Source organism: Acinetobacter sp. IK40, from assembly GCF_035615075.1.
In the GTDB taxonomy this organism is placed as follows: Bacteria; Pseudomonadota; Gammaproteobacteria; order Pseudomonadales; family Moraxellaceae; genus Acinetobacter; species Acinetobacter courvalinii.
The window spans coordinates 131,673-146,099 of the sequence record NZ_JANBOE010000006.1 but is presented as its reverse complement, the minus strand read 5'-3'; the positions used below and the strand labels follow the sequence as shown (position 1 = coordinate 146,099).

12 protein-coding genes, 1 tRNA gene, 1 pseudogene and 1 riboswitch are annotated in these 14,427 nt (G+C 40.1%); of the genes and pseudogenes, 3 read left to right on the top strand and 11 right to left on the bottom strand.

Annotated features, from left to right (window positions below; translation table 11 throughout):
• Window positions 1-335: 335 nt before the first annotated feature.
• The 6 genes from lptB to MSG93_RS12190 form a co-directional block, all read right to left on the bottom strand.
• Window positions 336-1,082: an LPS export ABC transporter ATP-binding protein gene (gene lptB, locus MSG93_RS12215; protein ID WP_004773613.1), complete on the bottom strand. Its 747-nt coding sequence runs from the start codon at window positions 1,080-1,082 to the stop codon at window positions 336-338.
• Window positions 1,082-1,630, bottom strand: coding sequence for a lipopolysaccharide transport periplasmic protein LptA (lptA, locus tag MSG93_RS12210; protein WP_324622027.1), 549 nt, complete (start codon window positions 1,628-1,630; stop codon window positions 1,082-1,084). The genes lptB and lptA overlap by 1 nt, the downstream gene beginning before the upstream one ends.
• The gene (gene lptC / locus MSG93_RS12205) at window positions 1,614-2,162 is read right to left on the bottom strand and encodes an LPS export ABC transporter periplasmic protein LptC (protein WP_005231526.1); all 549 of its coding nucleotides are present in this window, start codon (window positions 2,160-2,162) and stop codon (window positions 1,614-1,616) included. Before lptC ends, lptA begins: the two co-directional genes overlap by 17 nt.
• Before the next feature lie 39 nt (window positions 2,163-2,201).
• Window positions 2,202-2,741, bottom strand: a complete 540-nt coding sequence (locus MSG93_RS12200) for an HAD-IIIA family hydrolase (protein ID WP_324622026.1) — start codon at window positions 2,739-2,741, stop codon at window positions 2,202-2,204.
• A gap of 3 nt (window positions 2,742-2,744) precedes the next feature.
• Window positions 2,745-3,722: a KpsF/GutQ family sugar-phosphate isomerase gene (locus MSG93_RS12195; protein WP_005287734.1), complete on the bottom strand. Its 978-nt coding sequence runs from the start codon at window positions 3,720-3,722 to the stop codon at window positions 2,745-2,747.
• Between the two features lie 223 nt (window positions 3,723-3,945).
• The gene (locus tag MSG93_RS12190) at window positions 3,946-4,518 is read right to left on the bottom strand and encodes a hypothetical protein (RefSeq protein WP_324622025.1); all 573 of its coding nucleotides are present in this window, start codon (window positions 4,516-4,518) and stop codon (window positions 3,946-3,948) included.
• A 334-nt stretch (window positions 4,519-4,852) separates the two neighbouring features.
• On the opposite strand from MSG93_RS12190, the gene cysS reads away from it, so the two are divergent.
• The gene (gene cysS / locus MSG93_RS12185) at window positions 4,853-6,274 is read left to right on the top strand and encodes a cysteine--tRNA ligase (protein ID WP_324622024.1); all 1,422 of its coding nucleotides are present in this window, start codon (window positions 4,853-4,855) and stop codon (window positions 6,272-6,274) included.
• Window positions 6,275-6,336: 62 nt separating this feature from the next.
• Window positions 6,337-6,412, top strand: a tRNA-Gly gene (locus tag MSG93_RS12180).
• A gap of 217 nt (window positions 6,413-6,629) precedes the next feature.
• On the opposite strand, the gene MSG93_RS12175 is transcribed toward MSG93_RS12180, so the two are convergent.
• The 5 genes and pseudogenes from MSG93_RS12175 to MSG93_RS12155 form a co-directional block, all read right to left on the bottom strand.
• Complete coding sequence (locus tag MSG93_RS12175; protein WP_324622023.1) at window positions 6,630-8,786, bottom strand: malate synthase G; 2,157 nt, start codon at window positions 8,784-8,786, stop codon at window positions 6,630-6,632.
• A 17-nt stretch (window positions 8,787-8,803) separates the two neighbouring features.
• Window positions 8,804-9,010 (bottom strand): KGW motif small protein, encoded by a 207-nt coding sequence (locus MSG93_RS12170; protein ID WP_005287796.1) that lies wholly within the window; start codon window positions 9,008-9,010, stop codon window positions 8,804-8,806.
• A 21-nt stretch (window positions 9,011-9,031) separates the two neighbouring features.
• Window positions 9,032-10,273 (bottom strand): D-amino acid dehydrogenase, encoded by a 1,242-nt coding sequence (locus MSG93_RS12165; protein WP_324622022.1) that lies wholly within the window; start codon window positions 10,271-10,273, stop codon window positions 9,032-9,034.
• A 105-nt stretch (window positions 10,274-10,378) separates the two neighbouring features.
• Window positions 10,379-10,465, bottom strand: a riboswitch (glycine riboswitch).
• Window positions 10,466-10,779: 314 nt separating this feature from the next.
• Window positions 10,780-11,081, bottom strand: a pseudogene (locus MSG93_RS12160) (transposase); the annotation flags it as partial.
• 62 nt (window positions 11,082-11,143) lie between these two features.
• Window positions 11,144-12,364 (bottom strand): MFS transporter, encoded by a 1,221-nt coding sequence (locus tag MSG93_RS12155; RefSeq protein ID WP_005287801.1) that lies wholly within the window; start codon window positions 12,362-12,364, stop codon window positions 11,144-11,146.
• A gap of 272 nt (window positions 12,365-12,636) precedes the next feature.
• On the opposite strand from MSG93_RS12155, the gene MSG93_RS12150 reads away from it, so the two are divergent.
• Entirely contained in the window at window positions 12,637-14,163 is a 1,527-nt protein-coding gene (locus MSG93_RS12150; RefSeq protein WP_324622021.1) for an amidase, read from the top strand.
• Window positions 14,164-14,427: the final 264 nt, after the last annotated feature.

Here is a 14,427-nt window from a genome sequence, read left to right as displayed (position 1 = left end):
ATGATCCATTATTCACTTTTATATCGTTCTTTAAGTTCATATTTTTTCGTATTGTTATCATTTCAGCATTTTCATTTTAATCATTTTTTTACATAAAACACTATGTTCTAAACACGTTTTCACACATTTATAAGTGTTTATTTTTGTAAAACAGTTCTCATTTTTATAAAATATGCCAAACTAATTAAAAAAATAAAATAAATATTTATCAGCTAATTAGAATAAAATTCTCGCTATTCCCCACTAAATGAGTTGGGATTGAGCAATCTGATTTATATGCAGCCATAAAAAAAGAACCTTTCGGTTCTTTCTTCACATAACCAGTTGATTCGAGGTTAAACGACGAAATCATCACCTAAATAGACTTTACGTACCTGTTCATTGTCCAGAATTTCTTGCGGTGTTCCCTCCGCAATGACTGAACCTTCACTAACGATATAGGCTTTTTCACAAATCGCCAGCGTTTCACGCACGTTATGATCGGTAATAAGCACCCCGATACCACGATCTTTCAGCGTCTGGATAATATCTTTAATATCACCGACAGAGATTGGGTCGACCCCGGCAAACGGTTCATCCAGCAGCATAAATTTCGGATCAGCGGCCAAAGCACGGGCAATTTCAGCACGGCGGCGCTCACCACCAGAAACACTCATACCCAGTGAGTCTTTAATATGGGTAATTTTAAAATCACTTAACAATTCATTCAGACGTTGCTGGCGTTGCTGTTTGTTCAAATCTTTACGCGTTTCTAAAATCGCCATAATATTTTCAGAAATGGTTAATTTCCTGAAAATGGAAGCTTCTTGCGGTAAATAGCCGATACCTTTACGCGCACGTTCATGCATCGCAAGGTCAGACATGTCGAGGTCATCTAAATGAATCTCGCCTTTATCCATCCGTACAAGTCCAACAACCATATAGAAGCTGGTGGTTTTACCTGCACCATTCGGGCCAAGCAGACCCACGATCTGCCCACTTTGCATGGTAAAAGATACATCTTTGACCACCCAACGTTTACTATAGTTTTTCGCTAAATGCTTAATACATAAAGTCTGGGGTTGTTGCACTGCCTGTTCCATTAATCACGTGCCCCTGGGAAGCTTTTAGAGCTTGATGGTGGAATAATGATTTGTACACGGTTACTCGATGAGCCCTGCGCCTCGACATCGCCTTTATTCATACTATATTTCAGGCTATTACCACGGATACTTGATCCATCCTGATACAGATAAGCATTACCTGTTAGCGTAATAATCCCGGTATCTGCGTTATATACGATATTTTGCGCTTCACCACGTGCCAGACCTTTGTTGGCATCCATTTGTTGCTGGAACTTTGCAGGTCGTCCCTTTGCCGTAATGGTTTGAATTTCTTTCTTGCTATTCAGGTTGGCCACCAGTGAATCTGCTTGCAGTTTCATGGTGCCCTGCTCGATCACGACATTACCGGTGTAAGTAGTTACACCAGATTTATCATTATAGGTTGCGCGATCAGCAACCAGTGAAAGCTGTTGATTGCGGTCTGAAGGCAAGGCAAAGCTGGTGCTTGCAGCTAATACAACCACAGCCACACAGCCGACTTGTTTTAGGAAAGTGAGACGAGATTTAGAATTAAGAGCTTGGCGCATACTTTCCTCGAATTTTGTAAAATTCATATTGACCATTATTCATATTAGCCTTGAGACCTTGACTCACAAACTCGGCAGTCGGTGATTGAACCGTGACCTGATGTTGTGTTTCGAGTTCTCTTGTTTTCGGGTAACCCGTGAGCTCATCGGTATGAAACTCCATTTTACCCTGATCGGACAATTTCGTCGCAACGACATTACCAAGCAAGACAACTTTAGTGTTGTCGTCATAGCCATTTGCCTGTTTTGCGTAAAAGGTTGCGTCTGCTTTGCCCTGTTTGTACATCACTGCATTCAGTTGATCAAGCTGAGAGGTTTTCAGTTGCATATTCTGTTGCAACTGTTTCACTTCAGCACGAATATATAAATTACCCTGCTCATCAGTTTGTGTTAAGTGAACACCCTGTGCGGAATAGGTCATATTCTTGGCTGAATCAACATCCAGCTTTTTTGCCTTGCCACTGTAATAATAATAGCCACCGCTCACCGCAGCGACTGCAACAGCAACAACATATAAAACTTTGGTATCCATAAACTGGGTTACCTAACCTTTGAGCAAATCAACACTATATTAATGTGGTACCGCAAGATATTTTTCAAGCAGTTCTTGGTAAACACCTTTTGCCATCAACAACATATCACAGACTTCCCGAACAGCCCCACGACCGCCCATCGCCTGTGTCACCAGATTGGCACGACGACGCACTTCTTCATGACCATTGGGAACAGTGACTTTCATTCCGGCAATTGCAAATGCAGATAAATCCGGCCAGTCATCCCCCATATAGATGCATTCTTCAGGCAATAAACCGAGTTGGGCGCATGCTTCACGTAAGGCCGTGCCCTTATCTTCACGTCCCTGATAAACCAGATCGACACCAAGATCAGACATGCGTTTTTCAACGATATGGCTTTTCCGGCCTGTGATAATAATCACCTTCATCCCCGCTTGCTGGACCAGTTTCATGCCCAGACCATCACGAATATCAAATGACTTAATCTCATCACCCGAATTGGTTAAGGTCACAAAGCCATCGCTTAAAATCCCATCCACATCAAGCACAAGTGCCTGTAAATGACGTGCTTGTTCTTGTAAAGCATAAGATGCCATGGCTTAATTTACTCCCGCCTGAATAAGGTCATGCATACTGATCACACCGATCACTTTTTTGCTGTCATCCACCACCACAAACTGGTTAATTTTTCTCTCATGCATTTTTTCCAATGCTTCTACCGCACGGGCTTCCTGAGAAATGGTGAACGGATTTTTAGTCATCACCTCAGAAACCGCAAGATTGACATCAAAACCTTGTTGCTGGTCAATCATGCGACGTAAGTCACCATCAGTGAAAATACCCAATAAGGTGTCATGCTCATCAACAATCGTGGTTAAACCAAGACGTTTATCCGAGATTTCATAGAGCACTTTATTCATCGGTGTATCTGGACGTACTTTTGGTAATTCCGAACCTGTATGCATCAAATGCTTCACATGCAACAGCAAACGTTTCCCCAATGCGCCTGCCGGGTGCGAACGCGCAAAGTCATCTGCGGTAAAGCCACGTGCTTCCAGTAGCGCAACCGCCAAAGCATCACCAAGCACCAGTGTTGCAGTTGTACTTGAGGTTGGCGCCAATCCGAGAGGGCACGCTTCGTCAGCAGCACCCAGTGTTAATGCCACATCCGCATTTTGTGGCATTGGCCCTTTATCATCACGACTAATCGTGATTAATGGCACACCTAAATGCTTGATCAGTGGCATCAACATCATGATTTCATCACTCTTGCCCGAGTTTGAAATCGCAATAAGTACATCGCCACGCACCAGCATGCCCAGATCGCCATGCCCCGCTTCACCTGGATGCATAAAAAATGAAGGTGTACCTGTCGATGCAAATGTAGCTGCCATTTTACGACCGATATGACCCGATTTCCCCATCCCCGTGATGACCACACGACCTTGGCACTGCAATAATATTTCACATGCACGATCAAAATGTTGATTAATCTGGGTGGCAAGCACTTCAATGGCTTGCTGTTCAATACGCAGGGTTTCGAGTGCGCTTTTCTGGAAATTTATGGCGTGTGACATATGAGTTTGACTCAAAATAATACTCTATCTACCAATCGGCAGATGATTTTAATCAAAAGAATGAAGGCGATTCTAACATAACTGTGAATTCTACACGTTTCTAAATGTATAAGTTTTCATGAAAAATGGAGAGAAATAACTCAAAACCATGAGTCAACTCAGTGATCACAGATAGTGCCATAAAGCGAAGGAAAATATATTTCAATCGCTTATTTTACCGTGATTACCAACTTACCGGAACATTCCGAATTTCCTTATCTGAATATGCAACTACATTTGCCTGCCCTGAATTTTCAGAAAAAGAAATACTAGAAACATAGTACTGGAAACCAGAGCCAAGTTGTTGCTGAGCCAATTTCTTAGCTTTCTTCTCTGACTCACTACCTTGTAAGAAAATAAGCATTCCGATCATAAAGATAAACAGGAAGGTTGCAGACAGATAAGCTGACAAAGGTCTATCCGTTGCATAGCCTGCTTGAGCTAATCGTCTCAATGCATGGGGAGAGGAAAGCTGACGATAAATCCAGATCAAAAAGTAGAGAAAGAACATCATGAACAGGAAAAAGACTATCGCAGACCACGTATTCAATTTTATTTGTAGTTTTAACAGGTCAAAAGGCATCAATAGGCTTGCACCTATAATAATCCCAATAAACATGATAAAGAAGAATATACTCAACCATCGTGCTATACGTGCTGTCTTGACACTGCCCTTTAGAAGAAGAATACCAACAATCACAGCGAATATATTAAAACTGGATGAGTAACCAATTTGATTGATAATGCAATAAATCATCAAAATAATATCAAGAACACCGATGACTAGAAGTACAACACCTACTTTTTTGAAAGGGTGCCCTGTAAAAACATATCGTTCTTAGCCACTGAAATTTCTAAACATCTTGACTCGTATTAAATTCATTTTCAAATAAATTTGCTTCTCTACAATGCCTTGCTTTCAGCTTGATTCAACGAATGATCCTCTATTGAAATTTATTAAGCTCTAAAACAGAATTTAGTCATTCCAATCCACATCCAGCTAATCATCTTTTTTTCTGCTGATAACTTTATGAAATATGGTGCATACGTTATGATGAATAACGATTTTTGTAGAGTGTTTGAAAACCCTTATGCAACCTTTTGTTCTATATAACTCTGAGCAACGTAAAAAAGTTGAATTTGTCCCACGCAAAGAAGGTCAAATCGATATGTATGTCTGTGGTATGACGGTTTACGATTACTGTCATATCGGGCACGCTCGGGTTATGGTTGCATTTGACTACATCATTCGCTTCTTGCGTAGCCAAGGCTGGAAAGTTCGCTATATTCGCAACATTACCGACATTGATGACAAGATCATTGCCCGTGCCAACGAAAATGGTGAAAGCATTCAACAGCTCACGGCACGTTTTATCGATGCCATGAATGAAGATGCAGCCAACCTGGGCTGTGCGGCACCGGATGAAGCACCCAAAGCAACTGAATATATTGATCAGATGCAAAGCATGATTAACACCTTGGTTGATAAAGGTGCTGCTTACCCTTCCAGCAATGGCGATGTTTATTTTGAAGTAAGCAAATTCGATAAATACGGTCGTCTATCTGGCCGTAAACTGGACGACATGCAAGCGGGTGCATCTGAACGCGTTGATGTCGAAGTGGAAAAGAAACATCCCTTTGACTTTGTGCTGTGGAAACATGCCAAAGAAAATGAACCTGCATGGGCTTCACCTTGGGGTAATGGCCGTCCAGGCTGGCATATTGAATGTTCTGCAATGTCGACTTGCTGCCTAGGCAATCATTTCGATATTCATGGTGGGGGTTCAGATCTGATGTTCCCACATCATGAAAATGAAATCGCACAAAGTGAAGCCTCAACTGGCGAACAATATGTCAATTACTGGATGCATGTCGGTTTCATCAATGTCGATGGCGAGAAAATGTCTAAGTCTTTAGGCAACTTCTTTACCATCCGCGATGTGATGGAGAAGTTTCATCCGGAAGTGATTCGCTACTTCATTGTGTCGTCGCATTATCGCAGTCCAGTTAACTTTTCTGATGTGGCCTTAAAAGAAGCAAAAACCGCGCTCAGCCGTTTCTATCATTCTTTCAAAGCCTATCAGCAAGTCTATGGTCAAAAAACGATTGAGACTTTAGAACAAAACTTTGTTGAACGCTTTAACAATGCAATGTGCGATGATTTCAATACTGCTGAAGCCATGGCAGTACTATTTGAACTCAATAAAGAACTCAATCGTGCGGTGAAAGAAGAGCAAGCAGAGCAGGCAACGGCTCTTTACTCTACCCTACGTCATTTAACCCATATTCTGGGTCTAGTTCAGCATGATGTAGATGAGTTCTTGAAATCGGATATTGGTCAGGAAGCCTTAAGCCTCTCTGATGCTGAGATTGAAGACTTCATTCAGCAACGCGTTGACGCGAAAAAAGCCAAAGATTTTGCCAAAGCTGACGGCATCCGCCAGTCTTTACTTGATCAGGGTGTAGTTTTGGAAGATACACGTCAAGGTACGATCTGGCGACGTGCTGATTAATTCAACACTTAGCACTATAGAGAGTTGACACTTGAATGAAACTCTCTATAATGCGTCCTATTGCGGGAATAGCTCAGTTGGTAGAGCATAACCTTGCCAAGGTTGGGGTCGCGAGTTCGAGTCTCGTTTCCCGCTCCAAATTCAAAAAAGCCTTTATCGAAAGATAAGGGCTTTTTTATTGAGTTTAAATAAATTTATTTTTAATCAGAGCAGTTGTACTTGGTATAAAATATAAAGCAATGCACCATCTCACTAAAGCTTAGAACCCTACTCAGTCCTACTTAACCTAGAATGCACAATCAATGAGTAAAACGCTTTAAAATGACCATGCTCTATAAGCATGGTCATTCCCCTCTTAAGACTTTTTCACTTGCAAACGTGCGCGATGTAACAATGGTTCAGTATAGCCCGCAGGCTGCTTTGCCCCTTCAAAAATCAAATCTGAGGCAGTTTGAAAAGCAATACTATTGCCCCAATCAGCAGACATTGGACTATAAAGTGGATCATGTTCATTTTGTGCATCCACAATTTTCGCCATACGCTGTAGCACTTCCTCAACCTCATTGTATGAAACAATACCATGACGCAACCAATTCGCGACATGTTGAGAAGAAATACGTAACGTGGCTCTATCTTCCATTAATCCAACATTATGAATATCTAAAACTTTAGAACAGCCAATACCTAAATCAACCCAACGCACTACATAGCCCAAAATGCCTTGGCAATTGTTTTCCAGTTCTTTGGTTATTTCTTCTTTTGACCAGTTCGTGTCCTTAGCCAAAGCTGGTGTTAAAAGTTCATCTAAACTCAGTGCTTCAGTTCTTAATAATTCCTGTTGACGATGAGCGACATTGACTTGATGGTAATGTAGTGCATGAATCACAGCTCCTGTAGGTGAAGGAACCCATGCACAGCTTGCCCCAGCTTCAGGATGTTCAGATTTGCTTTGATACATCGCACCCAACATATCTGTTTTAGCCCACATCCCTTTACCAATTTGTGCTTTACCTTGTAAGCCTGCTTTCAAACCAATCATGACATTTCTATTTTCATAGGCCTCAAACCAGACTTGATTCTTGATTTCAGCTTTTGGCACAAAAGGACCTGCTTCCATAAGAGTATGAATTTCATCACCCGTCCGATCCATAAAGCCAGTATTAATGAAAATCACACGATCTTTGGCTGCTGCAATACAATTTTTTAGATTTAAAGAGGTGCGACGCTCTTCATCCATAATCCCAATTTTTAACGTTTTGTTGGGCAAACCCAGTGCTTGTTCTACCCGCTCAAACAGCTCAACTGTAAATGCGACTTCTTCAGGACCATGCATTTTCGGTTTTACGATATACATCGAACCTCTACGAGAATTTGGCAAAGAATTCTGACCACGCAAGTCACTCAAAGAAAGTAATGGTGTGATTAAAGCATCCATAATACCTTCATAAATTTCTTCCCCATCTACAAGAATAGCTGGATTTGTCATTAAGTGCCCGACATTGCGTAATAACATCAATGAACGACCATGCAAACTCTGTTTTTCACCTTGGAGATTGTTAAAATGCAGATCCTGATTCAGTTTACGCGTAAATAGCTTCCCATTTTTTTCAATTTCTTCGACTAGGGTGCCACGCATGAGACCCAGCCAATTACGATAGGCTTCTACTTTATCCTTGGCATCAACAGCAGATACAGAGTCTTCTAGATCTTGAATAGTGGTTACTGCTGCTTCCAGAATGATGTCTTTAATACCAGCAGCATCTTGCTGACCTACCACGTGTATAGGATCAAATTGTACAATCACATGTAAGCCATTATTTTTTAATATAACTTCAGTTGGTAGAGCAGCATTTCCATTAAAACCGACACATTGACTGGTATCTTTTAATGTGGTGACTTCGCCATTTTGAAGACCAATCACCAGAGCTCCATCTTTAATCTGCCATTGGCTCACATCATGATGAGAGCCTTGTAGCAGAGGAAAGGCTTGATCCAAAAAGTCTTTCGCAAAAGTAATAACTTTTGCTCCGCGAACAGAATTATATCCTTTGGTTTTCTCTGCTCCTTCATGTTCAGGAATCACATCTGAACCATATAAAGCATCATACAATGAACCCCAGCGTGCATTGGCTGCATTTAGGCTATAACGGGCATTGCGTACTGGCACCACCAATTGAGGACCAGCTAAAAGAGCAATTTCTTCATCGACATTTTCAGTACTTACTTGAAAGTCTTCGACTTCAGGCAGTAAATAGCCAATTTCAGTTAAGAATGTTTTATAGGCATTTAGTTCAAAAAGATGGTTACGATGCCATTGATCAATTTGTTGCTGTAAATCATCTCGCTTCTGTAATAAAGCCTTATTTTGGGGCGTTAAATCTAACACCACATTTTCAAAGTTTTCCCAATAGGTTTCGCTGTCTATTCCCGTTCCAATCAAGGCTTCATTTTCAATAAAGTCATAGAGTTCAGTGGAAATCGATAAATGTCCGTATGTCGTAAATAATTTCATTTTAATTTAACCTAATTTTAGTGCGCTCTAGATGGCTTTGGCATCTTTTTGAATAAATTGAGCGGCTGTATTTCCAAGATAGGCTGTGCTGTATTCTGGTTTTTATGATCCTGCACCGCTACATTACCGAGTATGATAAGTATTTGTAATACAAACATTAAACCAAATATCAACCAGCCAAGTTTTTTATCGCGGTACTGAAATTTAGAGACAAAATTTTTCATTTCACCCCCTCTACAGTAGCTTTAAGCCACTAAAGCACGTTGAATTTCGTGACTGATCATGACTGCCGTCGCAGCAGATAAAGTGAAGCCAAGATGACCATGACCAGTGTTATAGAACACCCGCGCTTGTTTGCTGCGTTGTACTCTTGGCATCATGTCTGGCATCATCGGTCTGAGGCCAGCCCAAGACACTACACTGTCGGTAGCGATATCAAAGTTTTTGTTAACCCAATCAATCAATGGCTGAATTCGATCATTACGAATATCTTTATTATAACCATTAAATTCTGCTGTGCCGGCAACACGGAAACGGTCTACTCCTAATCGAGAAGTCACAATTTTTGCACTTTCATCCAGTAGGCTCACCCATGGGGCATTTTTTACACTACGTTCATCTTTTAGATTCACGGTAATCGAATAACCTTTCACAGGATAAATATTAATCTTATCCCCAAGTTGATCACCTAAATGGTAACTATTTACGCCACCACAAATCACAACGCCATCAAAAACAGATGTCTCTGCCGCTTGTTCGATTTGGTGTTTAGGGTTCTGTTGGTTATATAAAATTTCAACTCGATCCAGCGCAGGATTAATTTTTAGTACATTTGCACCAAAACAGAATTTAACACCTCGCTTTTCACAGACTGTGGCCAAGCCACGAGTAAATTTGTGAATATCACCTGTCGCATCATCTGGGGTAAAGAATCCGCCAAAATAGTCACCGGTTAAAGTTGGTTCAATTGCTTTAATTTCTTCAGGAGTAACTCCATAACGCTCTAAACCACCGCGGTTAAGCAATGCGTTGACATTTTTAGCAACTTCAAAATCTTTAGCTGTATGATAAAAATGTAAAATGCCTTTTTTTTCCAGATTGAAGTCAAATCCTTCTTGATCCGCAATCGCAAACATGTGCTTACGCGAATCCAGGGCTAAACGTACTGTTTCAATGGTATTTTTTTCGTAATTTTTAATGTTGTTTAAAAATGCGACCAACCATGTGTATTTATGCATATTAAAGGATGGATTAAGTAATAATGGCGCATTTTTTTGTGACATCCACTTTATGCCTTTGACAATTGTGGATTTTTGATTCCACACTTCTGCATTACACGCAGAAAGTTGTCCACCATTCGCAAAGGAAGTTTCCATTGCTGGATATAAATTTTTTTCAAAAACAGTAACGCTAAAACCTTGTTTTATTAATTCGTAAGCAGTGGTCACTCCCGTGATCCCAGCACCGATAATCGCAATATGTGGCATATGATCCTCACCAGTTCATGTGATGCCCCATCTGTCCTGTGACCTGAGAGTTTCGGGTTTTCCCCTTCTTCCTTCGGTGTGCTGTTTAAGCACTCTCCAGATTTTTGATTGATTACAGTCCTTTTGCCTGAGAGTTTCCGGGATGTTGCACCTTCGGCGAATCATTGAAGATTTCTCTCCTGTAACACTCTCTTATAACACTAGAAATTATGTTCTTAAAATACCCATATTCACATTAGCCCGAAATGAATAATAAAAATGATTTAAATGTTAAAATAAAAGCATTTAATCCTATTTTTAAATCTAGTATGGCTTTTTCGCACACAGATTATAAGGTTAAAACTAGCCTAATCTGCACAAATTTAAATTACAACTTGGGTGATTCATGAGTTTAAATAATACGACTATACGTGTATAAATCTCATTGACCTAAATTTCAAAGTCTATGGTATTCAGTTTATCTACTAGCAATATGTTCAAATCATCGTTTAATCTGATGTCATTTAACTCAAACCACAAAGATTAATTAGACTTTGTGTAAAAAACCATAAGCATACGTAGAGACAAACGAAAGAAAGAAAGAAAGAAAGAAAGAAAGAAAGAAAGAAAGAAAGAAAGATTTAATCATTAAATAGTATTGAACCACAGTATCTGAGTAGACTTGATTTATCCCTTTTTTGCCTTTTGATTCGGCATCCTAGTGAGTATTGGAATCAAACCAAATCGTGATATTTCCACGTTTGATTAAAGCTTGGTTGTAACAAAACCAATTCGTTAGACGATATATTTTAGATGCAGGCTTATGCAGCCAAAAATTATATTGCTGAATAAGCCTTTAGGGATAGGTCTATATAACAAAGCCGTTTATCTTTAGGCATTTGAAAGTTGACTTTTAACCTCCTCTGTCTTTTGACTTTTGATCCAAAAACTCATTAATAAAGAGAAAATTACCGAGCAAATTAAGAACATGAACACAGCTTGATAGCCTGACCAACTGACCAATGCGCCAATAAGCACTGGTGCCACAAAACCAGCGGCCATACCTCCAGTATTAATAACTCCCAGTCCGCGACCAATTTGTTCTTGCGGTAGTTTTTTTGCTGGTAAAGCAATTACCAGGGCAAAGATCAAAGATTTAAAAAGATAAACAACACCTTGTGCAATAATCACTTGAGCAATAGTAGCTGCCGAATACATTTCATATAAACCTAGGCACATTAAAATACAGCAAGGAATAATCAGCAGTCGTTCTTTGCCATCAAAGAATTTATTTACAAACCAACCACCTGCTGCTGTTGTTAAACCTGCAATCAAAAATGGAATCGGTAACAACCAGCCGACTGATTTCAAGTCAAGTCCACGCTCTGTCATGAGGTAAATTGGCATCCATGTATCCAAGCCTTTATTGACAATACTAATGCCAAACCACATCGCGCATATAGCCCATAAATACTTGTTTTTAAATACAAGACTTGAAGCTGTTTTAGTTACATCTATTGTCTTCTGGGTCTCTTTACTAGAAGGTGTTAAGACGGCATAAAGCACAATATAAATAAAACCTACAACACCGATGATCATGAAGGTATTACGCCAATCAAATGCGATGATCAAAGGTGCAATAATTAAGGGTGCAATCATACTACCGATATAATTTGAGGACATCATCGCACTAGATGCATTGGAACGAGATATACCTTTAAAATTTTCCGCAATACTTTTAAAAGATGCAGGCGGAAAACCTCCTTCCCCTAAACCAAATAAAAGTCGAATCACGAGCAATCCCATTAAGGATTCAACCATGCCTGTCAACATGGTAAAAATCGACCATAGCCCAACCGCGACTAGAATAACTTTTTTTGATCCGATTTTATCGGCCAGCCATCCTCCAGGAATCTGCATGATAGTGTAGCCAATATAAAACATACTTAGCACCGCCCCCATCTGTACAGGGGAAATAGATAAATCCTTAATAATATGTGTAGCACTTATACTAATTGCTGTACGATCAATAAAAGAAATGCACCAACCTAAATACAGCAGTAAAAAAACCAGATATTTACGTACGCCTATTTTCTCTATCCATGCAGCCATTGCCAATTTCTCCATTATTTAAAATCTTGTTGTTTTCAATAATCAAAATAAATAGCACCTTGGCTTTACTCAAGCGCATTTTTCGCAATCTATCTTTGCCCAAATGGCAATGCTTGAGCACATTGACTCGTATTCAAAGTTCAGTAATTTCAAAAATTATATGTATAAATATTGCCAATTCAGCAATGAAGTATTCTATTTATTCTAATTGTGTGAAGTATAGAAATGACTAATATCTTTAAATATCGATAAATAAAACATAGGATTTTCATATGTCTCATACTTCAGAGCTAGCGTCATTTAGTGCAGTAAAACTAAAGCAAATGATTCAAAAGAAACAAATCTCACCAGTTGAACTCACACAAATCTATATATTTCGCATCATCAAAATCGACCCCAAAATCAACTCCTTTTGTGCTAAAAACTATGAACAAGCCCTGGCTGATGCCAAATCTCAAGAACAGCAACTCATGGCTGGTCAGGCACGCGGCTTATTATTCGGTTTACCTATCGGTATCAAGGACTTAGAAGACACTCAAAATTTAAATACCACTTATGGTTCGCTAGCCTATCAGCATTATGTTCCGAAAGCAGACAATGAACTGGTGCAACGGGTACGTCATGCAGGTGCGATCATTTTAGGTAAGACCAATGTGCCTGATATGGGTGCAGGTGCTAACACTCGTAATCCTGTCTGGGGTGCAACAGGCAACCCATTTAATCCAAGTTTAAATGCTGGTGGTTCATCAGGTGGGTCTGCCGCAGCTTTAGCTGCAAGTCTTGCACCCCTATGTACAGGTTCGGATACAGGCGGATCGCTACGTATTCCTGCAGCCCTGTGCGGGATTTATGGCCTACGTCCTTCAGCAGGTTTAGTGCCAAGCCAGCGTAAACCATTGGGCTGGACTCCAATTTCTGTGGTCGGCCCAATGGGGCGTAATGTCGAAGATACTTGGCTGCAATTGGCTGCAACGATTGGTTTATCTAAAAATGATCCTCTCAGTTACGATACACAAATGTCTGCCGATATCCGGGACCTACCTCCAGTTGACCTATCTAAACTGCGTGTAGCCTACACCGAAGACTTTGGCTGCTGTGAAGTCGATAACGATATTCGTCAGGTATTTCGCAATAAAATTCAGAAAATAAGTAAGCTTTTTCAAAGCTGTGAAGAAATCCAATTCAATCTAGACGATGCACACCGCTGCTTCGATGTGCTGCGTGCCGAAGCTTTTGTTGCCGGTCTGCAAAACACTTATGAGAAGAACCCTGAGCTTCTAGGTCCGAATCCACGTATGAACTATGAAATGGGTGCCAATATGAAGTTGACTGACTGCATATGGGCGCAAAAAACTCAAACCCAGTATTTTAAAGATTTTCAAAAACTGTTCGATCAATATGACTTAATCTTGTCTCCTGTCACACCTGTCAGTCCATTCTCATGGCAAAACCTGTATTTGAGCGAAGTGAATGGTAGACCACTAGAAAATTACTATCGCTGGTTATCGCTAACCTATGTAGTAACATTGATGACCAATCCTGCACTTTCATTTCCACTTGGACGTGATCATCTTAATATGCCGTTTGGACTGCAAATGATCGCAGGCTTCCGCGAAGATACTACGCTCCTACGCATGGCAGATGCTTTAGCTCAGCACTGCGAACACGATCCTGATCTGGCCCAGCCACAACTAGATCTTAGTGCTTTAATGCAGACGCAAACTGACTTTAAAACAGGTATTGTAGATACTAGTCAGATTAGCAAGATTGAGTATGATCACACGGCATCTGCGGTTTAATACATAGCTAGAGTTGATGAATTAAGGAGTTTAAAAAAACTCCTTAATTTCTTTATATAGACTCATGAGAGAGCCTTATCAATAAATCTAATCATTGGAGCTTATCCCAATTTTTGTTGAGGCAAATGAAAAGTGGAGTTTGGCTTCTCCTCACAAAAATCGTAAACAAACCTCAATAATCAAATTTTCGCAGAAACAATTATTTTTGTACAGTTGCGAATGATATATTCGCGTATCAAGTACAGTAAGGAAATTTAATCTCTT